This is a genomic window from Parapedobacter indicus (assembly GCF_900113765.1).
GTDB lineage: Bacteria > Bacteroidota > Bacteroidia > Sphingobacteriales > Sphingobacteriaceae > Parapedobacter > Parapedobacter indicus.
The window spans coordinates 352,360-377,391 of sequence record NZ_FOQO01000007.1; the positions used below are offsets into that span (position 1 = coordinate 352,360).

Here is a 25,032-nt window from a genome sequence, read left to right on the forward strand (position 1 = left end):
ACGACAGAAAAACATCTATTGTCCAACAAAAAACAAACACAAAAATTAAACCTTCAGCAGTTAATCGAGTGATTTAATCATTAAAAGACCATTAACAGCGGATTTCACTCCCAATTCGAGACATCAATACCCGACTACACCATCTACCGTTTAAAAAAGCTTAGTTAAAGCATCAATGAAACGTATTATTCAAATAAATTAAACTATTCATTGTATTGTGGTGTTATGTGTATAGTATTAGGTTTCACATCGCCACTGTTGGACAAAGGATTTATTTAAAAAGCTACCTATGAAACCTGCAGAAGCCGTAGGCAAATGCAAGTTTCATTGCCATTGAAAAACAAAATGCAACGCATTCATTGATGCCATTGAATGCTGGCAAGAAATCAATAATTGTTCCAATGAAAAAACAAACAGTTTGCATTGTAATAGGCCTGTTGTGCCTGTTGTCGGTCCGTGGACAGCGCCTATCCTCAACCAAAGTTGAAAACCCAATTTCGCCATCGCTTGGCATCCTGGTAGGAACCGCCGGAGGTGGCTTGGAGTTTTATCAGCCATTCGGTAATCAGTTTGGTATCCAAGCTGGGTTTAGCCTCATGCCATTTGATACCCAGATTATCGGAACCTATGGCCAACATGAGACGCGCTCACAGGTAAGAGCCCGGTTGCACAACGTACACATACTCTTCGATTGGGCACCGTTCTACAAAGCCAGTGGTTTTTTCCGACACCTCATCATCAACGCCGGCGGAGGATACTTTATGCAGGCCAAAGGTTACATTCAAACCACATTAAACGAAAGTTACTTTTATGGAGACATCGAGGTGCCCTATTACCTGATCGGTGAGGTCAACACCCGTATAAACTGGAATGAAACTATAGCGCCTTACCTCGGGCTAGCCCTTACAGATATATGGATCGACAACCGTTTCGGTTTGGATTTCGGATTGGGTGGCTATTACCTCTCTGCTCCATCTGTACAATTGACGGGCACCAAACTGCTCGAATACAATCAAGCCAATGGGCCTATTATTGAACGGAACATCAGAAACTACCGGTTCTTACCTCAGCTCCAATTGGGCGTCAACTATCGATTTAAATTAAAATACTAATACTACCTCGAAAACAAGAAAATTCCTATGAAAAAAAATATGTTCTATATGCTTACGGGGTTGCTGGCTTTGGCGGGCATACAAAGCTGCGAAAACCCATTGAAGGATGTAAATATCCTGGTAAGCTCCGAAATCCTCAAATACACCACACTGCTGCACGTATCGGATACCGAAGGCGAACCACTATCCAACCTTTCGGTGACCATCAAAGGTCGTGATGCCGCATACATTTACAACCTGGAAGGACGCAAGCAGTTCAAGCTCGACGGTGGACTGTTGAATCTAGGTATCCATCCTGAACATGAGCCTACGCCCGGCAATCCGATTGTGTTCCAAGTAGAATTAAGCGGATCGGGTTATCTCACGCAAGTTATTCCCGTTACCATCGTTGACCAACAGTTTTCCAGCATCAATGCAATAAGTGTAATGGATTTAGATGCCGCACCTGCCGGTGTCACTGTGTATACACCTACCGTGGCGTTGGTAAATAACGCCATTGCCAAAACGCTGATCCTCACTACGCCGTTGAGCAACGCCTCAGAGCAATCCGTGCAGATCACCCTGCCTGTCGGCACCCAGTTTCTGGATGAAAACGGCAATATCCTCACAGGCACTGAGCTGACGGCCTCCATTATTAATGCCGACACAGACAAGGAAGGTGCGCTCAGCATTTTTCCCGGTGGCAGCCTGGCAACGAGCAACATCTACCTGGCTGAATCCAGCAATGCCTATTCAGGCGTATTCAACCCTGCGGCTTTTACCAATATCGAATTTTTCGTGGGGGGTGTCCCGGTACGCCGATTCAGTCAGCCCATCGAAATTGCCCAACAGCTAGATCCCGGGTTTCATAATGTCAATACCGATGCTCCCATAGCCCTAGGCGATCAATTGACCATATTCAGCTATTTCACCCATGAAGCACGATGGGATTACGAACAGGAGGCCACAGTAGAGGCCGATGGGGATGCGCTGGTTTCCACCTTTTCCACCGACCATCTAACGTGGTTCCTGAGCGGCAATTTTTTGCAAGCCTGCGAACAACCTGCCACTATACAACTGGAAGCCTCGTGGTTTGATTCTAGCGTGAGTTATCCGCTCACCATCGAAGCCGTCGTAGCAGGCAAAGTGGCCGCTGCCATTACAGTGTCCATTAATGCAGACAATCGAATTGTAAAATTCAATTATCTGCCCACTCAGGGCGTTACTATCCGGGTGCGCGATAATCGCGGTGCGATATTAGGCGAGCAGGCCGTCAACGCCACCTGCGGCGGCACGACGATCCTTTCACTCAGCGACCCAGCCACCGTGAATGATCCGACTGTCACGTTGCAGCTGTATGTACGTTGCCCCGGCCAGTCTGAAGTGATTTCTGTATTGCCTACATTCTATCTATATTATAAAGAACACAACAGCAGTGACGATTACGCATTTTTAGGAGTGGTCACCGATGGCTTCCTTTCCACCCGGTTGCTGACGGTCGAAACCGTAGTATACGACTTCAAGGCAGTTTGGGGCAACAACATCAAAATCGTTGGCGGCCACCGGGTGCAAGAAGACAATAGCGGCACGGTGGGTATTGAACCGGGTGACATCATCGGAACGAAAGCCGGAGCCACCAATTTGGCCATACTTTCAGAAAAGTGTAGTGAATTATAGTCGCTGCCCTCAACGCAAGCTATCTGGTAATTTCTTTGTCTGATTTACCAGATAGCTTCATCGTTAACAAAAAAGAATCACAACATCAATTTTTCATACAGAAAGCACTTTAAGCTTAAAAAATCGACATATTTTACAACAACTTTCTTTTTCGATACCCGAGTTTGGAATATTTGGCATTTTTTTTGGATATCACCCAATAATTCTACCGATTCTTTAAAAGAATCATTAAAACAAATACAAAACGTTAATATTTTTTTAACATCCATCTACCATTTTATTAACGTTTAGAGCACAGTCAATTCGGTTCTTTGCTTTTTATCATGAATTTACGATGCAAACGCGTTATATTTTTCTTTTGAAGTTTGTTTTGATCCTCACGGATTTACTTTTTCTCAATCTCACATTTGCGATAGCCAGCGAGATCACACGGCTGTATTATTATGGGGACACCAGTACGCTTTATCGATATTATTTGCCGGTAGTCAATTTATTGTGGCTGCTGTCTGGAGCTTCTTTCCGGTTGTATCTCCAATCTACCCTGGATCACCTCGAAAATATCTATCGGGCTACCTTACGCGCAGTTTTCCTCCATGCCATACTATTTTCTGCGTACCTACTCCTTGCCCACGGCCAAGGTGTCGACGCCAGTGCATTCCTACTAAGTTTTTATGGGATATTTGGTGTTTTCCTATTGGGTAGCCGACTCGTAGGAACCTATATTCAGGGCCTGCTGGAGAAACACTTCCGCATCCGCAAGACGGTTGCCATCATGGGCAAAAACGAGGGTGGACGTAGTCTCGCGAATTACTTTCGGGCCCATGAGCGCAACTACCTGTTCGAAGGGTACTTGACCGAGCGCGACGACCTGCTGCTTTCCGAGTCGGGCGGTATAACGAAGGCTGCCGAAAAGCAATTCCTTCGGGCCGTGGCAAAAGGGATTCAAGAAGTGTATGTATCGTTGCCTCCGCACCGCATTCCTCAGGCGGCAGCACTCGTCGAAGCGGGCGAGCGGCATTGTTTACGGGTCAAGCTTGTTCCCGACCTGACGAGGCAGGACAAGGTACCTTACAATATCAGTGTTCTCGGTGATGTACCGGTCATCAGCATCCGGCAAGAGCCGGTGTACGACATCGAGGGACGATTTAAAAAGCGCTTATTCGATATGTTGTTCAGTGTGCTGGTAGTGGCATTCATCTTAAGCTGGCTATACCCCCTTATTGGCATGCTCATTAAGTTGGAAAGCCGCGGCCCCATTTTGTTTAAACAACAACGTACGGGCCGAGACAACAAGCCTTTTTGGTGCTATAAGTTCCGTAGTATGCGCGTTAATAATGAAAGTGACGACCGGCAGGCCACACGAGGAGACCGCCGCATTACCCGCATCGGGGCTTTCCTACGTCGCACCAGTCTTGACGAGTTACCTCAGTTCTTGAATGTATTGCAAGGACACATGAGCGTTGTAGGCCCACGGCCGCACATGCTCAAACATACCGAGCAGTACAGCGCCATCATCGATCATTATATGACCCGGCAATTTCTTAAACCTGGCATTACCGGCTGGGCACAGATTAACGGTTACCGGGGAGAAACCACCGACCCACGACTCATGGAACGTCGCGTCGCTCACGACATTTGGTATCTCGAAAATTGGACTGCCATGCTCGACGTACGTATCGTATTTATGACGGTAATCAATGTGATTACAGGTGAAGAGAATGCACATTAAGCTTTCGTAAAACAGCTACTAAGGATATGGGTTTATTTAGCGTCTTAACAAAAGCAAAGACTGCCACCAACTTGTCTTGGCTGCAAACAGACATGCACTCTCACATTCTACCGGGCATCGACGATGGTTCGCCGGATATCGAATCTTCCATCGGGTTTTTAAAACGCTTACATGCCCTGGGACTTCGAGGGAGTTATGCTACCCCACATGTGTTCAAGGAAATGTACCCCAACAATGCAGAAACCATCGGAGCGGCTTTACAACAACTTCAAACGGTCGCGGAAGTCGAAATTCCCGAATTCCAATTGGCGACTGCTGCAGAATACATGATAGATTCAGATTTTGTTACGTCGTACCAGCACATGCAGTTGCTTACGTTACCCGGCAATTACGTATTGATCGAAATGTCTTACGCTGCTGAAAATCCTGAGATCGACCGGCATGTGTTTGAGTTGCAAGTAAAAGGCTACACCCCCATCCTCGCCCATCCAGAGCGGTACGTGTTCTACCACGATCGCCCTGAACGATATCAGCGACTCAAAAGCCAGGGATGCTTGTTTCAACTCAACTTATTATCACCTTCCGGATATTATGGTGCGCCCGTCCGAAAAGCCGCCAAATGGCTACTTAAACATGGGATGGCAGACCTGGTCGGCACCGATCTCCACCACGCCAAGCACATGGCCGCTATTGAACGATTTGTACTCAGCGGCGATGCATACGCTGCTTTTAAAAAAAACCCGATTAAAAACGAGGAACTATTTAGCGCATGACAAAAAACACGCTATGCTTATTGACATTAGGGCTACTCGTAGGATTCAGTTCCTGCGTTTCCAACAAAAAAACCATCTATTTCAGAGACATCCCAACCGATAGCCCATGGGTGAATCTCCCTGCTTATCACGAACCATTGATTCAAGTAGATGATATCCTGCACATCACCATCCAAACCATCGATGGCGGTACCACGGCAGCCATCAATCAGTTGTCGGGCGCTCCGGCCAACGCGGGCAATCCGGCTGCTCCCACGATAGGAAATAATGTACCCACCGGCTACTTGGTGGATGAAGAGGGGCAGGTGACCATCCCCATGTTAGGCACGCTCAAAGTGGCAGGCTTGACCACTCCCGAAGCTCGCAAACTTATCAGTGGGGCGGCGTCGAAATATTTCAACGATCCTACCGTACAGGTTCGGTTCGCTAACTTTAAGATTACGGTGATCGGAGAAGTTGCGAAACCAGCCACCTATACGGTGCCTAATGAAAAAATAACGTTATTGGATGCCATCGGCATGGCGGGTGATCTCACCATTCACGGTCTTCGGGAAAATGTCTTGCTGGTACGGGACAATAACGGACAGAAAGAATTTGTTCGCTTTAATCTCAATTCGTACGAAACATTCGAATCGCCCTACTTCTACCTGAAGCAAAACGATGTCATTTATGTGGAGCCGGGCAAGAGCAAAGTGGCTTCCACCAATGTAGCACGTACGCAAGCGATTTCGATCTTCGCGAGCGCAGTAACGATCATCACAGTCATCATATCTCGACTTTTTTAACACAACAACAAGATATAAAAGCTTATGAAGGAATGGCAGGACGATGATTTTGAACGAGAAGGACAAGAAGACAATCAAAAGCTGATTGAGTTCCTTGGCAAATTGTGGGCCAACTGGTATTGGTTTGCCTTATTTGGCATTCTCGGATTAACCGTTGCTTACCTAAATTTGCGCTACAGTACGCCGGTATATAAAATCAATGCTAAATTGCTGGTTACCGAGGAACAAAAAGGTGCTTCCACGACCGGGACGGGCGTATTTCTGGGCGATCTAAATAGCTTTTTTGGCGGTGTCAATTCGGTAGATAACGAAGCAGAAATCCTGAAGACCCGCTATCTGATGGAGCAGGTAGTGCATAAGCATAATGCACAGGTCAATTACTTCGTCCCCGGGGACGTCCGTGATGTGGAAGTATATCCTTCACCGTTTGACGTTACGTTGCTGCGTCCTGATTCGTTGACCGGCGGAACATTTCGTTTGCAATTAAAAGACAATGAGCATATCAACATTAGTCAAGATCATTTTGAGCAGGAAACTACCTTTGGCACCACCATTGACCTTCCCGGTGTTGGCTCAGTATTCATTAGCCGAAACCCTAAAGTGCCCATTAGCAAAACGACCTACCGATTTGAAGTGGTACCTTTTGATACAAGGGTAAACGAATATATGGGTCGGCTGTCAGTTGGCGTAACAAATAAGCAGGTGTCCATTATCGACTTATCATTTGACTATCCCATCAAAGTTAAGGGCGAAAGCATTCTGAGGACTATTCTCGAAACGTATACAGAAAACAACTTACAGGACAAAAACACGATTGCCGATAGCACCATTGCTTTTATCGATAATCGCTTGCTGTTTGTAGGACAGGAATTGGGCGATGTTGAAGGTGATATCCAAGTATTTAGGCAGTCCAAACAACTTGCGGATATCTCCACTCAATCTCAATTGTTACTGGAAAATTCAGCAGAATATATAAAGCAGTTGTCCGAAGTGGAAACGCAGCTTACCATTTTGGACAATTTACGCGAGTACGTGATAGATCCGAAAAACCAGCGGGTCGTACCCAGTGCATTGTTACCCGACGACATGGTATTTAATAGCTTAGTAGAACGTTATAATACGTTGCTCTTGGAACGCGATCGGCGTCTGCTAAGTGCGACACCAAACAATCCGACGGTTCAAAACTTAGACCAGCAACTGGCCAACTTGCGTGCCGATATGTTAGCAAACCTGGAGAACACTCGAAACCGGTTTGAAACGACCCGAAACGAGCTTCGCCGTAAAACTGGCCAGCTGGAATCGGAAGTCAGGCGTGTTCCTGCTACGGAAAGGCAATACCTCGATCTCGCCCGACAGCAGCAGATCAAACAGGAACTCTACGTTTATCTGTTGCAAAAGCGGGAAGAAACTGCTATCAGCAAGACAGCCAATATCTCCAATAGCCGGATAATTGACCCTCCTAAAGCGAAGACATTGCCATTCTCTCCAAGACGCACACGCACATTAGCCATGGGCCTGTTAATAGGCCTTATCATCCCGGCGACAAGTATTTATCTTCGCGATCTACTGAATACCCGTGTCCGCAGTCGGGAAGACATACAAAAGCAAACTGCTCTTCCTATCGTTGGAGAAATCAGCCACAGCGCCTCGAAGCAGACGCTGGTAGTAACGAGGGATTCCCGCACGCCAATTGCCGAGCAATTCCGGGCGCTTCGCACAAATTTGGCTTTCTATTTAAGTCATATTAACAAGCCGACCATTCTCCTGACTTCGAGTACGAGCGGAGAAGGCAAATCCTTTGTTGCACTGAATATGGCTATGATTTTTGCCATTTCCGGCAAAAAAGTTGTGGTGTTGGAAATGGATCTGCGCAAGCCAAATCTATCCATCAAACTGAATATACCAAACAACTTCGGATTTACCAATTACATTATCTCCTCCTCTCAAACACCCGAAAGCATCATTAGGCCGTCGGGTGTACACGAGGGACTGTATCTGATCAGTTCAGGCCCCATTCCGCCAAATCCTGCCGAAATGATTCTGAGCAAGCGTATGGATGAGTTGATGGCCTATCTAAAACAAGCATTTGATACAATCATCATTGATGCCCCTCCCGTGGGGTTGGTCACCGATGCACAACTGCTCAGCCAACATGCGGACCTTACTTTGTATTTGGTACGGCCGAAAGTTACGCACAAACGTCAGTTGCAAATACCCAACGAACTCCATCAAAGTGGAAAAATGAAACAAATTGCGCTTATCGTTAACGATATCCAAACTAAAAACTCAGGATATGGATATGGATATGGTTACGGCTACGGCTACGGGTACGGCAATTACGGCGACAACACACCCGAGAAACGAAAATCTTGGCTTCCATTTTTAAAAAAATGACAACATAAACAACTTAGAATGGATAAACATGCAACCGTTTACGTAGCCGGTCATCGCGGCATGGTAGGTAGTGCGATCAGGCGGTACTTAGAACAGGCGGGATACAACAACTTGCTCCTACGAACGTCGGCAGAACTCGATCTACGCAATCAGCGGGCCGTAGCCGATTTTTTCGCGTCTGAGCGCCCCGAATATGTGTTTCTTGCGGCGGCGAAAGTTGGTGGTATCCTGGCCAATAACACCTATCGGGCAGATTTCATCTATGAAAATCTGATCATGGAGACTAACGTTATCCATGCCGCACATCAATACGATGTTAAAAAATTACTCTTTTTGGGAAGCAGTTGCATTTATCCCAAAATGGCACCGCAGCCGCTGAAAGAAGAATATCTTTTAACCGGCCCGTTAGAATCGACAAACGAACCGTATGCCATTGCCAAAATCGCAGGCATTAAGTTGTGTGAAGCCTATCGGGATCAATACAGCAAAGATTTTATCAGCGTCATGCCAACCAACCTCTACGGTATAGGGGATAATTACCACCCTGAAAATTCGCACGTATTACCAGCGCTGATCCGCCGTTTTCACGAAGCCAAGGAAGCCCATCAATCCAGCGTAACAATCTGGGGAAGCGGCACGCCCAAACGCGAATTTCTGTATGCCGATGATTTGGCAGAGGCCTGTGTCTATCTCATGAATTATTACAGTGAGCGTGAACTGATCAACGTAGGCACCGGAGAAGACCTCACGATCAAAGATTTAGCCGAGTTGGTAAAGGATGTTGTCAATTACAGCGGCAAATTGATGTTCGACACCAGCAAACCAGATGGCACACCACGCAAGCTTATGGATGTCAGTAAGCTGCACAATTTAGGCTGGAAACACAGTACATCATTAGAAAAAGGGATATCGAAAGCATATCAAGATTTCCTTCAACACACTTATGTGGAACGATAAATAAGGTAAAAAGCTTTATGAAAACAGCACTCATCACCGGCGTAAATGGACAAGACGGCGCTTATCTCGCTGAATTATTACTTAAAAAAGGTTATATGGTACACGGCGTCAAACGTCGTTCCTCACTAATCAATACCGACCGTATTGATCACCTGTATCAAGACCCCCACGATGAAAATGTACGATTCAAGCTGCATTACGGTGATATGACCGATAGCACCAATCTGATCCGTATCATCCAGGAGACACAGCCCGATGAGGTTTATAATCTGGCGGCTATGAGCCATGTGAAAGTGAGTTTTGATACACCGGAATATACAGCCAATGCCGATGGCATCGGCACACTGCGCCTATTAGAGGCCATCCGTATATTGGGATTGGAAAAAAAGACACGTATTTATCAAGCTTCTACTTCTGAATTGTATGGTTTGGTACAGGCAGTACCCCAAAGTGAAACTACTCCTTTTTATCCGCGGAGTCCTTACGCGGTTGCCAAGCTGTATGCCTACTGGATCACGGTCAATTATCGGGAGGCGTACAACCTGTATGCCTGCAATGGAATTCTTTTTAACCATGAAAGCCCACTACGGGGCGAAACGTTCGTCACGCGCAAAATTACCCGAGCAGTGGCGGCCATCGCCCTCGGCCTGCAGCAAAAAATGTTTCTGGGTAATCTGGATGCCCGCCGCGATTGGGGTCATGCGAAAGATTATGTACACGCCATGTGGCTTATCCTTCAGCAGGAAAAGGCTGAAGACTATGTCATTGCCACAGGCATCACTACGCCGGTCCGCGATTTCGTGAAAATGGCATTTGCAGAAGTTGGTGCTGAAGTAGAATTCACGGGTGAGGGAATTCATGAAAAAGGCGTAATCAAATCGGTGGACAGTTCAGACTTCTCGTTTAAAGCTGGTCAGGAAGTCGTCAGTGTGGATCCTGCATATTTTCGCCCTACTGAAGTGGATCTACTAATCGGCGATCCCACGAAATCAAAGACTAAATTAGGTTGGGAGCCCCAATACAATTTACCAGCGCTCTGCAAAGAAATGGTCGCATCCGATCTGGAGATTTTCCGAAAAGATAATACGACCCAATGGGAACATCTGGTGGGGTAACCTGTCGTATTCAAACGTTATTGCCTCATAAAAACGATACATATAGATGAAAATTTTAGTTGAAAATTCAACGTGGAACAACATTGGAGACGGCTTTTACCAAAGCACACTCTTCGCGCTATTCAAGCAATTGTATCCAGACCAGGAAGTGTATATGGGAGAAGGCCCGTTCAAACGCGCGTTTAGGCCTCGATCCAAAAAGCACTTGGCAAAGGCCTATCTCCTGATGGACGATCAGCATGCCGACCTACACATTTTCTCAGGCCCCATTGTCAAAAAGCTTATCGAGAACTACGGTGAAAAGATTAAGCAGATCGTTGCAAGGGGCGATCGTTATGCACTTATCAGCGTCTCCTCGGCACATATATCCGATCAGGCAACGTTAGCGACCGGCGCCTTTCTCGAACAATATCCGCCCCTGCTCATGGCCACACGGGACGAAGAGACGTTTAACCGATTCAAACCGTTCAATATCAATTTGTACAACGGCATATGTACCGCCTTCCTCGTCAATCGGATGTTGCCCGTACTGGAATATACTCCCCAACAGCCCTTTTTTATCAGTAGTTTTTACAACGAACTGGAGCCGCTTTACCAAGTAGAAGGCAATGTGACTCTTGAAAACATCAAATTACAACGAAAAGCCTCACTTTTTGGATTAAAACATCGTTATTCACGGCACCTGAACGCCTGGCGGCCGCAGCAGAGATATCTCGGTAACCATCGGATCATTAGGGTTCATCAAGACTTATCGACACATTTTTATCATGTCAAGTTTTCTCACCCCAATTCATTCATGAGTTTCAATCCTCTATCCTACCTTTCGATCTACAAATCTGCTGACTTCACAATATCAGATCGTGTACATTCCTGCGCTGTAAGTGTAGCATTCAACAAGCCCGCTAAGCTACTCACCAATAGCCCTCGCGCGGGGATATTCGATCGTCTAGGATATCAGCGGGATCGTGAAGGCATAATCCGGCCCATTGATCCGGCCGTCATCGATAAAGAAATAGAAAGGCTATCCGACGCTATCAAGCACGCTATCTAGTGAAGCCATGTCTTTGAAAAAAAATTTGCTGAAAAACGGACTGGCAACAGTATTTCAAAAACTCATCCGGGTCTTTGAGCAACTTGCTTTGGTGCCTTTCTTCATCTCTGCTTGGGGGGCGGCATATTACGGTGAATGGCTTACGCTGACGATATTTCCGACCATTATCGGACTCTCCGACCTAGGTATCGGTTCTGCAGCAGCCAATACGTTTGTACTTCGGTACGGCGCCAAGGACTACCAGGGTGCCGCAAATGTGTACCGAAGCGGTCGCCGGTTGATTTCGACCAGCATTTTGGTCAGTATCCTATTAGGGGGTATTGTGATAGGACTGCTGGACTATTACGGTGTTTTTGCAAAGACATTAATCGTACGCAGCGATGCAATATTGGCCGTATCTTTCCTGATGCTGGCCAAATTACTCGATTTTTTCCAGCAGTTGTATGAGGCCCATTTCCGCGCCGCGCGGCACGCCGCACGGAGTATCAACCTGCTTAGTATTTACGCATTACTGAAAATCGTAGGCAGCATTCTAGCGCTCACCCTCGGTGGCGGTATCGTTTCCGTAGCGGTCGTTACGTTTGGAATTGCCATCGTATTCAATGCATACTTCGGTTGGCAAGCTACAGTGCAGTTGAAAACCGATGAAAATTACATTTCCAAAGGTTACCTAGTCAAATCGGATATGACGATGGTGGCAAAGAAGGGATTCGGATACCTACTTTCCCCCATCTGGCAGTCCGTTTACTTTCAAGGAACCACATTTGTAGTACGTATCACACTAGGCCCTGAAGCCGTGGCCCTTTTCAACACGGTAAGGACAGTGTGCCGGTCTGTCAACCAGCTGTTCAACATGGTCAATGGTACTGTTTTTCCTGAATTGCAGTATGAATTATCGATCGGCAGACTACATATTGCGCGATTGCTCTTCAGGCGGTCGCTTTCACTCGTACTGGGCACCGCCGTTCTTGGCATGTTGCTATTGGGGCTATTCGGCGCTCAATGGTACGCATGGTGGACGAAGCATACGCTCGACCCACCACCCCTGATGTGGCAGATTTTCATCATCGGCATCGGTTTTAATGCGCTATGGTGGACGGCCAGTATGGTATTCCGAGCAGTAAACAAGCCTTATGTGTTGGTATTAGCAGGACTAGCTGGATCCGTGATCTCGGTAGGGCTTTCTTATTTCCTCTGCCTTTCACACGGCCTCGTAGGAGCAGCCTTGGGCAGCTTAGCGCTCGAAATCATTATGGTAGCCGTCGTGCTACCCGTTAGCTGCCGCTACCTTGGACAGTATGTTTGGCAGTTACCCAAGGGAATATGGAGCGATTCGGCGGTCTTTTTCAAAAAAATTGGCAAAATAAGCAAATGAACGTCACCCAAATATGTATTGGCAGATTCCATCATTTTCACCTGGCACGCCAGTTGGAAAAGCATGGACTGTTGAACCGCATTTACACGGGATATCCGCATTTCAAGCTGCGCGACGAGGCGGGTATTCCCAAGGATAAAATCCGGTCTTTCCCCTGGCTGCATACGCCTTACATGTTTCGGTCACGTATCGGACTCAGTAACTTCGCTATGCTGAACAAGTGGTGGTATTGGGCGGCACATGATTCATTAGATCGATTCGTGGCATCCCGGCTCCATGCGCCAGGCGTACTGGTTTCGCTGTCATCCACTGGGTTGCATGCGGGTACCAAAATCCAAGGGTTAGGAGGTGTATATATCTGCGATAGGGGTTCGTCACATATCAACTATCAGGATGAGCTGCTCCGTGAAGAACATGCCCGGTGGAGCATTCCTTTTGCCGGCATCGATAAAAAGATTATCCACAAAGAGCAATTAGAGTACCACCAAGCTGATGCGATTACCGTCCCCTCTGAATTTGTTCGACAGTCTTTTGTAAGCCAAGGTGTTTCGCCTGATAAATTGCATAAGGTACCTTATGGAGCCCGGTTGGAGCGATTCAGTCGCACGCAACATCCGCTCGAGAACCGGTTCAGGATATTGTGGGTCGGCGCGATCACCATTCGGAAAGGCTTCATGTATCTATTGAAAGCGTTCCAACGCTTTTCTCACCCCAATAAAGAACTCCTTGTCATCGGCAACGTATCAGCTGAGGTAAAATCACTGCTCAATGGGGAGTCACTTGAACATATTCGGTTTATGGGACAGGTAGCAAATGCATCCCTACCAGACATCTATAGTTCATCCCATGTCTTCGTACTCTCAAGTATTGAAGAGGGATTGGCCATGGTACAAGGAGAAGCTATGGCCTGTGGATGTCCGGTGATCGCTACACAGCATACAGGTGCTGAGGACCTGATTACGGATGGGATAGAAGGATTTGTTGTTCCTATCCGGTCGGCTGAAGATATTCTCGCGCGCTTGCAGCAGCTCGCCGACGAGCCTTATCTGAGAGATCAGCTGGGGGAAAATGCATTAGAAAAAGTTAAGTCATTGGGTGGATGGGACCACTATGGAAGCCAGTACACCCAGGTAATCAAATCGTTGACCATTGATTAGCAATTCTGCATGGCAACATCGAAACAACAAGTCATTCCTTTCACGGGCTTCTCGCAAGGGATGCCTGTAGGCATGCGTCGGAGATCCGCTACTTTCTTGACAGCGTCTCGGAAATGGCTCTCTATTGTTTTGGTTGTTGCCATGGCCATCCAGCTCCTCATTTTTCCAAGTTACGCCCAACTGCCCGGTTGCGTAAGTTGCCTTATAGGATGGTTACTCTGCTCCAGATACGTGTTACTGCCAATTTCGTTAAAAAAAAATACCCTGAGCAGTATGGTGCTGATTGGTTTCGCATTCACCCAATTCTGGATTCCTCCGGTCTTAACACTTATGGAAGGTAAACCACTGGTATTCAATCTAAATTATCCTAACAGTGTGTTCCTCCACAATTTTTTGGCCTTCTTGGCGATGCTGGGAAGTTTTTTGGTCTATAAAGCCCATTTCTCGTACATCCGATCTTATTTAGCGCGCTTTTTCAAGACAAAGACCTATTTATACAATACGCCATCCCCTTACCAATTATGGCTTATGGGGATCGTGGGTATCTTGGGCATGTCTGCAACCCGCATCCTTGGCTTGGGTAATGAGGGGGCTGCGAACACTGGCATACTTATTAAATTACTACAAGGGTTCCAAATCTATGCCTATGCCCCCTTGTTTATGATGCTGTCTCCACTGTATACCCGAAAACAATATGATACTCCAAAGTTACTTATCGCTGGCTATATATGCTTTCTATTAGCGATCGGCGTCTTGCTCAATTCCCGTGGAGCATTCATGATGGGACTGACCGGCTTGGGCCTTGCTTACTTACTGGGATTACTGTTGGGTACCTTTTCACCCCATGTATTTACCTTACGAAATACAATTGGCCTTGCGGCCGCCTTCTGGGTGATTACGGGACCGCTTAGTGACCTTGGCACAGCCATGGTGATTACCAGAAGCCAACGCGGAGAGGTGAATCCTACTGAATTGCTGGCAATGACATTCGACACATACAACGACAAAGAATTGCTCAACCGTTATAAATCCGCAGCAATGGATACGAAAAACAATCCATTGACGGATTGGGATGAATATTATTTCAATAATATATTTGTTGCCCGGTTTTCCAACCTCAAATTTGTGGATGCGAGCCTAGAGCACTATTACCGGTTGGATAGTCCCGAAAAAAATAAATTGATGTTCAACTATAGCATCGAGCGTACATTGGCTATTCTACCCGCTCCGCTGTTGAACTTCTTAGGAATTACGATCGATAAATATGGCGCTATCGGAACTTCTTATGGCGATTACTTATTAGCGCTGTCAACTGGCAACAAGGCTTATCTGGGCGGTTACCGTGTTGGTCACTTTGCCGGAGTAGGTATGGCGGCGTTTGGGTGGTTTTACCTACTTATTATGTTTGTCACGCTCATACCCTGTTTTCTATTGATCGACTTACTTTATTACAATGGCAAATTTAGCATCGTTTCACTGGTCTTCCTACCAGAGATTTTTTGCCATGTAGGATTGCTTTCCGGCAACATCGAAAACCCTATCAACTTCATTCCATTCCTATTCCGGACATGGCCCCAATTGGTTGTTCTTTATTTGGCATTATTTTATTTGACACGACAGCTGCGAAGGATTTTTATATGATTAACGCTAGGAATACATGGGTTTATGGGTTGGATTCGATCCGCTTTATGTTAGCAACCGTCGTGTTGATTGGCCATAGCGGATTTATTCCCGATTACGAACTCGGTTCCGACCCAAGCATCATCGCTATGGCGGTTAAGTTGACCCTCGCCAACACCTTCGTGGGTATTGCCGCTGTAATAGGTTTCTTTGTTATATCGGGCTTCGTGATCCACTTTCCTTATCGGAATGGCAAGCCATTACACGTGTCTGAATTCTACAGCAAGCGATTACTTCGGATCGTATTGCCGCTTTTGGTGATGTTTTTATTGTGCTGGATGTTTAGACTAAAGGTACCTTTCGTCGTCTGGAGTCTGTATTGCGAAATTATTTACTATCTCTTTTACCCACTATTATACAGACATCTCATCAGTAAGCCGAAAAATGTTGATATCCTTATCGTTGGCAGCATTATGCTGGCACTACTAGCAATTGGCTGGTTCACCAACGATTTTAACGTCCTCCTCCAGCATAAGGTTAAAGAAACCGCTAATTTCCATACACCCAACCACCTGCTTAACTGGATTTTCGGCTTTCCGGCATGGTTAATGGGCGTACGCATAGCTGTACACTTCGATAAGATCGCCAATAGTGATACAGCATTCAAAAAAGTAGTCCTACTCAGGGTATTGGTTTGGCTAGTGGCGATGACATGCTCTGTTCTCCGGTTCCACTTCGCGGTGTCCTATAAAATCACATTTATTCCCGCTTTCAGTTACCTCTGTTACGTATGGATGGCTACTGAAATCAGTTACTATACAGCCCATCGACCCATCAAGTGGCTGGAAAATGGTGGTAAATGGAGCTATTCCATTTACCTCTTCCATATGATTTTTGTCGACTTGTACCTCCATTGGATCCAACCAGAGAGCGTTTTCGCCCATATACTCAAACTCATCGTGGTACTGGTGTTTTGCTATGTAATGTACCTTTTGGTGGAGCGGCCCTCCCATCAATTAATAAAACGGATAAAATTACGATAATGAACATTCTCTATATAGGCAACAATTCCTCTCACAGCACTTCGTACCATCGCGCGATGGCGCTGAAACGTTTAGGTCATCGGGTAGACCTCATCGACCCGGAAACATTATTGAGGTCGAGTTTGATGCACAAATTACATTTCAGGACCGGATATAAGTTGCTGCAGCACCAAGTGGCTAATTTTCTCAAACAACAGATCAACGCCGTGAATCCAGATCTGATTTGGGTGAATGGCGGTGAACTCCTGGGTAAGAAAAGTCTGCATGTACTGAAAACACTGCGAGCACCAATTGTCCTCTATAACAATGACGACCCCACTGGGACACGGGACGGCCGCCGATTTGATTCCCTACGTAAAGCACTCCCTTACTACGACTTGTGTATAGTGCGGTTAGAAAAAGACGAAGGCGAGTTATTACATTATGGCGCACGTCAAGTGTTACGGGTATATATGTCATATGATGAAGAAGCCCATAAACCATTTGATCGCCCTTCGGAAATTCCTGTCCAGTTTACATCAGATGTTGCATTCATCGGCACCTGGATGCGACACGAGAAACGCGACGAATTTCTGCTGAAGCTCATCCGTGCCGGTATCCCTGTCAGCATCTGGGGTGCACGTTGGCCGAAGTCTCCTCATTGGAATGCTTTGAAAGCCCACTACAGAGGTGCGGCTCTTAGTGGACGAGACTACGTGGCGGCCATCCAAGGAGCAAAAATCTGCATCGGCATGCTTTCGCAAGGAAACCGCGACTTGCATACCCGTAGATCCGTCGAAACCACCTATACCGGCGGACTGCTCTGCGCAAAACGGACAACCATCCACCTCGATATGTACACAGAAAACCAAGAAGCGGTCTTCTGGGACGACGCGGATGAATGCATCGACGTGTGTAAGCGTCTACTCGCAGATAATGAACAGCGAGAAAACATCCGAAAGGCAGGATACAACAAGGTGAGGGCATTGAAAGTGGGAAATGAGGATATCTGCACCGCTATTCTCAAGCAATTGAACTTCTAGTCGGATATGAACGTAAGTCAAATCATACTCATCAGCAACTATCTACCCGATAAACAGGAAAGTATGCGCAAGTATGCGTTGAATCTCCGACAAGGACTGTCATCGCAGCGAATTCCGGTAAAACTGTGGAATCCTCCCGTATTCTTCGCTAAAGGATGGAAATCGACGACTACCGGAATCGGCAAGTGGCTCGGATACTTGGATAAATGGGTACTATTTCCGGCTATCCTGCGGCTGAGGCTGCTCCGCGCCGAATACCGGAAAAAAACCGTATTTTTCCATATTTGCGATCACTCCAACGCGCCTTACCTTGCTTCCTTGCCGCCGTCAAGGACCGGGATTACCTGCCACGATGTCTTAGCAATACGAGGAGCTCTGGGCTACCAGGATGCCTATTGCACTGCCAGCAAAACCGGCGTCATCCTCCAAAAGTGGATCTTAAAAAATCTGCTCACCGCCAACCGACTTGCCAGCGTTTCGCAGTTCACCATGAACCAGCTGTATGCGCTCTCGACAAGTGCAAACCACCAACTGGACAAAAAATGGAAAGTTGTGCACAATTCATTCAATGCACCTTTTGCACCGATGCAACGATTGAAATGCATACCACACCTCGATCGGTGCGGCATTCCATCCGATAAACCCTATGTCTTGCATGTAGGTTCCGCATTGCCCAGAAAAAACAGACAGATGGTAGTCAACATGATCAATGCGGTGGGCAACCAGTGGAAGGGTCTCATTTGTTTCGCTGGCCAACCGATCGACGCAGCATTAGCTGGACACATTAAAAATCTGGGATTGTCCGACCGGGTGATCTCGGTAGTCAAACCGGATCATCAAACATTGGTCGCGCTATACAGCGCCTGCGAAGCATTCATTTTCCCATCGCTTAGCGAAGGATTCGGTTGGCCCTTGATCGAGGCACAGGCCTGTGGTGCGCCTGTAGTAGCGAGCGACATTGAACCTATGCCGGAAATCAGCAATGGCACCGCGTTACATGCCGATCCACTCGACAAGAAAGCATTTGCAGAGGCATTTCTTCAGGTATTACAGCCTTCGGTCAGGGCACGATTGATACAACAGGGTTTCGAAAACTGCAAACGATTCGATAACGATTTGCTGATTAAGGAATTCATTGATTTATACAAGGAATAGTACACAAGCTATGCTAAAAAAACTCATTACGTTCTTTTTACCATGGGGATTACGCCGTCGATTGCTACACTATTGGTTTGGCTATGACATCCACCCTACAGCACATATCGGATGGGCTTGGGTGTTTCCCGGCAAACTTGTTATGAAAGAGCGAGCCAAGATTGGGCATTTTACCATAGGAATCCACTTAGATTACATAGAACTCGGTGAACGTGTGTCGGTTGGGCGGAGCAATTGGATCACTGGGTTTCCGAGTTCTGAGCCATCGAAACATTTTGCACACCAATCCGATCAACGCCGGTCCGAGCTTATTGTCGGCGATCATTCGGCCATCACGAAGCACCATCACCTGGACTGCACAAACAGCATTCACATCGGTCGTTTTTCAACCATCGCCGGATACCGGTCTCAGTTCCTTACACATTCCATCGATATTCGCCATAACCGGCAGGACAGCATCCCTATCACCATTGGCGATTATTGTTTTGTGGGTACAAATGTAGTGGTACTGGGAGGAGCGAAACTTCCCAGCTATTCCGTGTTGGGAGCCAAATCGTTACTCAACAAGGCCCAAGGCGAAGAATGGGGGCTCTATGCAGGTGTTCCGGCCACTTTGGTAAAATACATGGATAAGGATTACCAATATTTCACCCGACAAGAAGGGTTTGTTTTTTGATCACTAAAAACGCAGGTTGCTAAATGAAAACATTACGTATCATAACGAGCATGGACCCGCGGCAAGGTGGGCCAAGCCAAGGTATCCGGAACTCGATTCCCGCCCTCCAACGGATGGGAATCGAAAACGAGGTCGTTTGTCTCGACGATCCGACAGCAGACTTTATCGGGCAAGATTCCTTCACCATCCATGCGTTGGGCCGGGGCAAAACCCCGTGGGCGTACCAACCCCGCCTCGAACATTGGTTGCTTGCAAACATACACCGTTACGATGCACTGATCGTCCATGGCTTGTGGCAATACCACAGCTACGCCACCCATAAAATAGTGCAGCGGTATCGGAAATCGACCGAAAGCAAGGGGATACCAGCACTCTATGTTATGCCACACGGCATGCTTGACCCCTATTTCCAAAGAGCCTCTAGCCGTCGGCTTAAAGCGATTCGCAATTGGCTGTTGTGGTGGCTTATAGAGCGACCTATCGTCAACCATGCCGACGGCATATTGTTCACCTGTGAAGAGGAATTGCTGCTGGCCCGCCAAACATTTGACCGCTATCAACCCCGGAAGGAACTGAATGTGGGTTACGGCATACCGGCGGCACCTCGCAATTCGGCCAAGCTTGCCCATGAGTTTCAAGTGGCTTATAGCATCGATCCGAATCAGCCTTATTGGCTCTTTTTAAGTCGGATCCACGAAAAAAAAGGGATCGACTTATTGATTAAAGCGTATCAAAAATTGCTTACCGAAACGGGCATGCTTCCACCGTTGGTCATTGCCGGTCCCGGATTGGATACCACTTATGGCAAAGAAATGATCGAACTGGCTAACCCCACTTCCGAAATATCGTTCGTTGGAATGCTGACCGGAGACCTCAAATGGGGAGCACTGTATGGATGTGAACTATTTGTACTACCCAGCCATCAAGAGAATTTCGGTATTGCCATCGTAGAAGCAATGGCTTGCGGAAAGCCCGTGTTAATCAGTGATAAGGTAAACATTTGGCGCGAAATAGTAGCCGGAGGCGGAGGGCTTGTTGCAGAAGATTCGGCTTCGGGAACTTATAATTTACTCAAACAATGGCATGCGTTGAGTCATGACCAAAAAAACGAACTAGCGCAGGCGTCAAAAAGAATCTTCGAAATGAGCTTTACGGTAGACCAAGCTGCAATGTCATTGTTTAATACATTAAACGTTAAATACGATGACGCAGTCACATAACCACAAAGATACGTATACCGACGCATCGTTTTCTCTTTCAAACCGGTTACTGAGAGTGCTTTGGGGGATTGTCTATACGTTACTATTCCGGTATTCTCCTCGTCCATTTCATCAATGGCGCGCGTTTTTACTTCGTTTGTTCGGTGCAAAAATAGCGAGGGGCACCCATGTCTATCCCCGCGTAAAAATATGGGCACCCTGGAATCTTGAACTCGGTGCAGAATGTGGGATTGCTAGCGGCGTGGAGCTCTATTCCCAGGGAAAAATAACAATCGGTTACCGCGCCATCGTTTCACAAGGCACCAATATCTGTACGGGGACACACGACTACACACGCAAAGGGCACCCGCTCTATACCGAACCGATTGTTATCGGCGACAGGGCTTGGGTAGCTGCAGAGTGTTTCATTCATCCCGGGGTGACTATTGGAGAAGGCGCCGTGATTGGCGCACGTGCGGTGGTTATCAAGGATATGCCGCCATGGATGATCTGTGCCGGTCATCCATGCAAACCTATAAAGGAACGGATAATGGTTGACGACTAGTTGTCAAGTAACTCAAAGAACATGATTTCTGTACTCATATTAACAAAAAACGAAGAGCAGGATTTACCAGGCTGCTTGGCTTCGGTCGCTTGGTGTGACGACATCCACCTGTTCGACTCGTTTAGCGACGACAAAACCATAGATATTGCGAAGAGCTATGGTGCAACCATTACACAGCGCCGCTTTGACAATTGGGCGGCCCATCAAAACTGGGGGCTTTCCAACATTCCTTTTAAACACCCTTGGGTTTTGTATATCGATGCCGATGAGCGGGTGTCAGACGGGCTACGAGAGAACCTTTTGCATTTCGAAGAGACGCGCACCGACCATGCCGCTTTTGAAATCCAACGCCGGGATTTCGCTTGGAATGGAAGATGGCTGAAACATGCTCAGATATCCCCATATTACCTACGGTTATTCCGACCCGAGAAAATGCGTTATGAGCGATTGGTCAACCCCGTTTCGATACCAGACGGCGCTGTCGGAAGATTATCCGGCTACCTAGATCATTATCCGTTCAGCAAAGGCGTCCGCTATTGGCTGCAGCGGCACCTCGGATATGCAGACATGGAGGCAGCTATGCGATTGGAAGACTTGAATAAAGGAACGTCCTTTTCATTGAGAAAGGCGTTGTTTAGCAAAGACTTCACCGAAAAACGTTTTCATCAAAAGGGGTTGTTTTATAAAATGCCCGGCAGGCCGTTTATCAAATGGCTCTATATGGTCATTGGGCGACGGGCTTTTTTAGATGGGCATGCGGGCACAACCTATGCAACACTTCAATCGATTTATGAATATTTCATTGTATTGAAAACACGGGAATTAATCCAACAGCAAACGAACCCCAAATAATCTCCTCATGCGTATCCTTATTTTCGGCATCAACTATTCTCCTGAACTGACCGGCATCGGCAAATATACCGGTGAGATGGGAGCTTGGTTTGCTGCCCAAGGGCATGACGTGGCCGTCGTCACCGCAAAGCCGTACTACCCCGAGTGGAAAATACATCAAGCCTATAAGGGAACTGGATGGACGACCGAGAAGATCGCAGGGGTAACCGTATACCGTGTGCCACTCTATGTGCCGAAGCGTGTAACAGCGAAGAAGCGTATCCTGCACGAGTTTTCATTCCTCGCCGGGGTGTCTCCCAAATGGTTCGGCCTGTTACTGAAGAAACGGTATGATATCGTCATAAACATTACCCCCCCGTTTCACCTCGGCTTTTTTGCCGCTTCCTATGCTAAATTACGGGGTGCCAAGCTGATCACCCATATCCAGGATCTACAGGTGGATGCTGCAAAGGAACTTGGCATGATCAATAACAAAAAGGCATTGGACTTACTGTTCAAAGCAGAAAAATACCTGTTGGACAAGAGCCATGCCGTATCGTCCATCAGTTTGGGAATGAAGAAGAAAATCCTCGCGAAAGGAGTACCTGAATCGAAATATGTGATGTTTCCCAATTGGGTGGATGAGGATGTAATCAAACCGCTCACCAGGGAAGATTCGCTAAGAAACGAATGGGGCATTCCCATGGAAGATCGGGTCGTCCTCTACTCGGGCAATCTGGGCGAAAAGCAGGGACTGGAAATCATCATCAATGCTGCAGAACGGTTCAGGGATAGGCCGAACGTGCATTTCATCATCTGCGGCTCGGGTGGTGCGCGCGACCGTCTTAAGGACATGGCTGATCGGGCAGGCTTGCGACAAGTACAGTTCTATCCACTCCAACCCTATGAAAAACTACCTGCCCTGCTGGCAACCGCCGACGTACATCTCGTGCTACAAAAAAAATCCGCATCCGATTTGGTGATGCCCAGCAAGCTTACCGGGATCTTAGCTGCCGGTGGTTGCGCCATCGTATCTGCCGTGCCCGGCACTTCCCTGCACGACATCATGTATATGCATCAGCTAGGCATCCTCATCGAGCCCGAATCGGCAGAGGCACTAGCTACGGGTTTGCAGCAGGCTCTGAACGAGGACCTCACGCCATTTCGAGAACGGGCACGCCAATATGCGGAACGTTTTTTGAGCAAAGACCAGTTGTTGAAGGAATTTGAGCGACACTTGGTAAAGTTGACAACTTATGAAAAACAAACTTAGTCTTTCCTTCCTACTCCTATCGACAACGGCTTTCGCACAGCCAGTCGATACCCTCAAATTGCAAGTTGGTACGATGGCAACCCTTGCATCGAAAGGGTATCAACCACTGTGGATTACCTCCAACAGATTCGGCTTGCTCAGTGACGAGGGAGCGGACTTAGCCACTTATGCGGGAATAGGAAACACCCATACGTTGCCGACCGGAAACCACGATTTCCGCATCGAGTACGGAGCGAATGTCGTCAATAACAACCATTTCAACCGGGTAATCATCCAACAGGGGTACCTGAAAGTGAGGTATGGCGCGCTGGAATTCCGAGGCGGCCGCTTTGAGGAAGTCCTTGGCGATGTGGATCCATTATTGTCCACAGGCTCACTGGGCATCAGCGGCAATGCATTGCCAATTCCCAAAATCGGATTGGCCCTACCCGAATACACACCTGTACCTTTCACAAACGGCTGGCTACAAATAAAAGGGCAAATCAGCCATGGCTGGATGGGCAACGAGCAGTCTATGAAACGAGCTTGGCTGCATGAAAAAACGTTCTATGCCAAGTTCGGAAAAGGCCCCTTCAAGGTCTACGGTGGCTTGCAACATTTCGGTGTATGGGGAGGTGAACGTGGGAATTTTAGTTTAGACCGGTCGTGGAAGGGCTTTTTCGATGTACTTTTTGCAAAAGAAGCTAACGATGGAAGTGTATCCGGCGAGATACGCCCCAACCGCGCAGGTGATCAGCGGGGATTGATCGAATTTGGTGGAGATTTAGAAATCGATGATGCATTATTTCATATGTATTTCCAGGTACCCTTTGAAAGTGGAATGGGAATCGATATTCGCAATATTGACCGGGTGGGTGGTCTGAATGTAACATTCAAAGAACATCATTGGCTGGATCGGCTACTCTTTGAATTCATTTATACAAAGCAGATGGAAAGCTTTCAGAACGCCCAACTTCAAAGTTATTACAACAATGGAGTCTACGCAACCGGCTGGGAATACCATTACCAAAATATCGGCACACCGCTATTTCTCAGCCGTTATCGAGGTTCAAATTTTCTTCCAATTACTGCGGTCGACTGGCGTCATGACGAAGACCCCTCATTGGGTAATACGAACTTCATCAACAATCGAATTATCGGCGGGCATTTCGGAATGTTACATCGCTATAGTTCAACTATCACCGCACGTACCCTGATTACGTTTACTCGTAACTTTGGTACACATAATAATTTTATTACTTCCTCTCCGCAAAATCAGCTGTATACGATTCATGAAATAAAAGCTGATATACAACAAGTGCAAGGTTTACAAATTTCCGCTGGCATAGCCTATGATACAGGTGGATTTTATAACAACGTTGGGGGGTTATTAGGAATCAGCTATCAACTGAAAGGCCTATAACAATAACTCATTAAAAAAATAGACTCATTGAAGAATAAATAAATCCAATGGAAGTAAAGAATATCTGTTGCATCGGAGCGGGCTACGTGGGAGGTCCGACGATGTCGGTCATCGCCCAGCAATGTCCCCACATTACGGTTAC

The 25,032-nt window shown here is 47.0% G+C and carries 21 protein-coding genes; all 21 read left to right on the top strand.

What is annotated here, in order from left to right; genetic code table 11:
* Positions 1-401: 401 nt before the first annotated feature.
* The 21 genes from BMZ56_RS16020 to BMZ56_RS16125 all read left to right on the top strand — a co-directional run bounded on the left by BMZ56_RS16020 (position 402) and on the right by BMZ56_RS16125 (position 24,890).
* Positions 402-1,112, top strand: coding sequence for a hypothetical protein (locus tag BMZ56_RS16020; RefSeq protein ID WP_090628394.1), 711 nt, complete (start codon positions 402-404; stop codon positions 1,110-1,112).
* Positions 1,113-1,139: 27 nt separating this feature from the next.
* Positions 1,140-2,768 (top strand): hypothetical protein, encoded by a 1,629-nt coding sequence (locus BMZ56_RS16025; protein WP_090628396.1) that lies wholly within the window; start codon positions 1,140-1,142, stop codon positions 2,766-2,768.
* 334 nt (positions 2,769-3,102) lie between these two features.
* Positions 3,103-4,497: an undecaprenyl-phosphate glucose phosphotransferase gene (locus BMZ56_RS16035; RefSeq protein WP_090628399.1), complete on the top strand. Its 1,395-nt coding sequence runs from the start codon at positions 3,103-3,105 to the stop codon at positions 4,495-4,497.
* A 26-nt stretch (positions 4,498-4,523) separates the two neighbouring features.
* Positions 4,524-5,270: a tyrosine-protein phosphatase gene (locus tag BMZ56_RS16040; protein WP_090628401.1), complete on the top strand. Its 747-nt coding sequence runs from the start codon at positions 4,524-4,526 to the stop codon at positions 5,268-5,270.
* Complete coding sequence (locus tag BMZ56_RS16045; RefSeq protein WP_090628403.1) at positions 5,267-6,055, top strand: polysaccharide biosynthesis/export family protein; 789 nt, start codon at positions 5,267-5,269, stop codon at positions 6,053-6,055. Before BMZ56_RS16040 ends, BMZ56_RS16045 begins: the two co-directional genes overlap by 4 nt.
* A 24-nt stretch (positions 6,056-6,079) precedes the next feature.
* Positions 6,080-8,449 (top strand): GumC family protein, encoded by a 2,370-nt coding sequence (locus BMZ56_RS16050; protein WP_090628405.1) that lies wholly within the window; start codon positions 6,080-6,082, stop codon positions 8,447-8,449.
* A gap of 18 nt (positions 8,450-8,467) precedes the next feature.
* The gene (gene fcl / locus BMZ56_RS16055) at positions 8,468-9,406 is read left to right on the top strand and encodes a GDP-L-fucose synthase (RefSeq protein WP_090628407.1); all 939 of its coding nucleotides are present in this window, start codon (positions 8,468-8,470) and stop codon (positions 9,404-9,406) included.
* A 17-nt stretch (positions 9,407-9,423) separates the two neighbouring features.
* Positions 9,424-10,521: a GDP-mannose 4,6-dehydratase gene (gene gmd, locus BMZ56_RS16060; RefSeq protein WP_090628408.1), complete on the top strand. Its 1,098-nt coding sequence runs from the start codon at positions 9,424-9,426 to the stop codon at positions 10,519-10,521.
* Positions 10,522-10,567: 46 nt separating this feature from the next.
* Complete coding sequence (locus BMZ56_RS16065) at positions 10,568-11,572, top strand: polysaccharide pyruvyl transferase family protein (RefSeq protein WP_090628410.1); 1,005 nt, start codon at positions 10,568-10,570, stop codon at positions 11,570-11,572.
* Positions 11,573-11,579: 7 nt separating this feature from the next.
* Complete coding sequence (locus tag BMZ56_RS16070; protein ID WP_090628412.1) at positions 11,580-12,947, top strand: lipopolysaccharide biosynthesis protein; 1,368 nt, start codon at positions 11,580-11,582, stop codon at positions 12,945-12,947.
* On the top strand, positions 12,944-14,104 hold the full coding sequence (locus BMZ56_RS16075) for a glycosyltransferase family 4 protein (protein WP_090628413.1): 1,161 nt from the start codon (positions 12,944-12,946) through the stop codon (positions 14,102-14,104). The genes BMZ56_RS16070 and BMZ56_RS16075 overlap by 4 nt, the downstream gene beginning before the upstream one ends.
* Before the next feature lie 9 nt (positions 14,105-14,113).
* Positions 14,114-15,745: a hypothetical protein gene (locus tag BMZ56_RS16080; RefSeq protein WP_143072946.1), complete on the top strand. Its 1,632-nt coding sequence runs from the start codon at positions 14,114-14,116 to the stop codon at positions 15,743-15,745.
* A complete protein-coding gene (locus BMZ56_RS16085; protein ID WP_177195174.1) occupies positions 15,742-16,767 on the top strand; it encodes an acyltransferase family protein in 1,026 nt (341 codons plus the stop codon). The genes BMZ56_RS16080 and BMZ56_RS16085 overlap by 4 nt, the downstream gene beginning before the upstream one ends.
* Complete coding sequence (locus tag BMZ56_RS16090) at positions 16,767-17,789, top strand: CgeB family protein (protein WP_090628418.1); 1,023 nt, start codon at positions 16,767-16,769, stop codon at positions 17,787-17,789. Before BMZ56_RS16085 ends, BMZ56_RS16090 begins: the two co-directional genes overlap by 1 nt.
* 6 nt (positions 17,790-17,795) lie before the next feature.
* The gene (locus BMZ56_RS16095) at positions 17,796-18,944 is read left to right on the top strand and encodes a glycosyltransferase family 4 protein (RefSeq protein WP_090628419.1); all 1,149 of its coding nucleotides are present in this window, start codon (positions 17,796-17,798) and stop codon (positions 18,942-18,944) included.
* Between the two features lie 10 nt (positions 18,945-18,954).
* Positions 18,955-19,620 (top strand): acyltransferase, encoded by a 666-nt coding sequence (locus tag BMZ56_RS16100; protein ID WP_090628421.1) that lies wholly within the window; start codon positions 18,955-18,957, stop codon positions 19,618-19,620.
* Between the two features lie 23 nt (positions 19,621-19,643).
* Positions 19,644-20,840, top strand: a complete 1,197-nt coding sequence (locus tag BMZ56_RS16105) for a glycosyltransferase (RefSeq protein ID WP_090628423.1) — start codon at positions 19,644-19,646, stop codon at positions 20,838-20,840.
* Positions 20,824-21,384, top strand: coding sequence for an LbetaH domain-containing protein (locus tag BMZ56_RS16110; RefSeq protein ID WP_090628425.1), 561 nt, complete (start codon positions 20,824-20,826; stop codon positions 21,382-21,384). The genes BMZ56_RS16105 and BMZ56_RS16110 overlap by 17 nt, the downstream gene beginning before the upstream one ends.
* Before the next feature lie 21 nt (positions 21,385-21,405).
* Positions 21,406-22,236: a glycosyltransferase family 2 protein gene (locus tag BMZ56_RS16115; RefSeq protein ID WP_090628426.1), complete on the top strand. Its 831-nt coding sequence runs from the start codon at positions 21,406-21,408 to the stop codon at positions 22,234-22,236.
* Positions 22,237-22,243: 7 nt separating this feature from the next.
* A complete protein-coding gene (locus BMZ56_RS16120) occupies positions 22,244-23,488 on the top strand; it encodes a WcaI family glycosyltransferase (protein WP_090628428.1) in 1,245 nt (414 codons plus the stop codon).
* Positions 23,472-24,890 carry a capsule assembly Wzi family protein gene (locus BMZ56_RS16125; RefSeq protein ID WP_090628430.1) on the top strand — a complete coding sequence of 473 codons (1,419 nt, stop codon included), beginning with the start codon at positions 23,472-23,474 and terminating at the stop codon, positions 24,888-24,890. Before BMZ56_RS16120 ends, BMZ56_RS16125 begins: the two co-directional genes overlap by 17 nt.
* The last annotated feature ends 142 nt before the right edge of the window (positions 24,891-25,032 follow it).

Bases quoted from the DNA above. Each gene is read 5' to 3' on its own strand.
- BMZ56_RS16020 (WP_090628394.1), top strand. From the start codon at position 402: ATGAAAAAACAAACAGTTTGCATTGTAATAGGCCTGTTGTGCCTGTTG.
- BMZ56_RS16025 (WP_090628396.1), top strand. From the start codon at position 1,140: ATGAAAAAAAATATGTTCTATATGCTTACGGGGTTGCTGGCTTTGGCG.
- BMZ56_RS16035 (WP_090628399.1), top strand. From the start codon at position 3,103: ATGCAAACGCGTTATATTTTTCTTTTGAAGTTTGTTTTGATCCTCACG.
- BMZ56_RS16040 (WP_090628401.1), top strand. From the start codon at position 4,524: ATGGGTTTATTTAGCGTCTTAACAAAAGCAAAGACTGCCACCAACTTG.
- BMZ56_RS16045 (WP_090628403.1), top strand. From the start codon at position 5,267: ATGACAAAAAACACGCTATGCTTATTGACATTAGGGCTACTCGTAGGA.
- BMZ56_RS16050 (WP_090628405.1), top strand. From the start codon at position 6,080: ATGAAGGAATGGCAGGACGATGATTTTGAACGAGAAGGACAAGAAGAC.
- fcl (WP_090628407.1), top strand. From the start codon at position 8,468: ATGGATAAACATGCAACCGTTTACGTAGCCGGTCATCGCGGCATGGTA.
- gmd (WP_090628408.1), top strand. From the start codon at position 9,424: ATGAAAACAGCACTCATCACCGGCGTAAATGGACAAGACGGCGCTTAT.
- BMZ56_RS16065 (WP_090628410.1), top strand. From the start codon at position 10,568: ATGAAAATTTTAGTTGAAAATTCAACGTGGAACAACATTGGAGACGGC.
- BMZ56_RS16070 (WP_090628412.1), top strand. From the start codon at position 11,580: ATGTCTTTGAAAAAAAATTTGCTGAAAAACGGACTGGCAACAGTATTT.
- BMZ56_RS16075 (WP_090628413.1), top strand. From the start codon at position 12,944: ATGAACGTCACCCAAATATGTATTGGCAGATTCCATCATTTTCACCTG.
- BMZ56_RS16080 (WP_143072946.1), top strand. From the start codon at position 14,114: ATGGCAACATCGAAACAACAAGTCATTCCTTTCACGGGCTTCTCGCAA.
- BMZ56_RS16085 (WP_177195174.1), top strand. From the start codon at position 15,742: ATGATTAACGCTAGGAATACATGGGTTTATGGGTTGGATTCGATCCGC.
- BMZ56_RS16090 (WP_090628418.1), top strand. From the start codon at position 16,767: ATGAACATTCTCTATATAGGCAACAATTCCTCTCACAGCACTTCGTAC.
- BMZ56_RS16095 (WP_090628419.1), top strand. From the start codon at position 17,796: ATGAACGTAAGTCAAATCATACTCATCAGCAACTATCTACCCGATAAA.
- BMZ56_RS16100 (WP_090628421.1), top strand. From the start codon at position 18,955: ATGCTAAAAAAACTCATTACGTTCTTTTTACCATGGGGATTACGCCGT.
- BMZ56_RS16105 (WP_090628423.1), top strand. From the start codon at position 19,644: ATGAAAACATTACGTATCATAACGAGCATGGACCCGCGGCAAGGTGGG.
- BMZ56_RS16110 (WP_090628425.1), top strand. From the start codon at position 20,824: ATGACGCAGTCACATAACCACAAAGATACGTATACCGACGCATCGTTT.
- BMZ56_RS16115 (WP_090628426.1), top strand. From the start codon at position 21,406: ATGATTTCTGTACTCATATTAACAAAAAACGAAGAGCAGGATTTACCA.
- BMZ56_RS16120 (WP_090628428.1), top strand. From the start codon at position 22,244: ATGCGTATCCTTATTTTCGGCATCAACTATTCTCCTGAACTGACCGGC.
- BMZ56_RS16125 (WP_090628430.1), top strand. From the start codon at position 23,472: ATGAAAAACAAACTTAGTCTTTCCTTCCTACTCCTATCGACAACGGCT.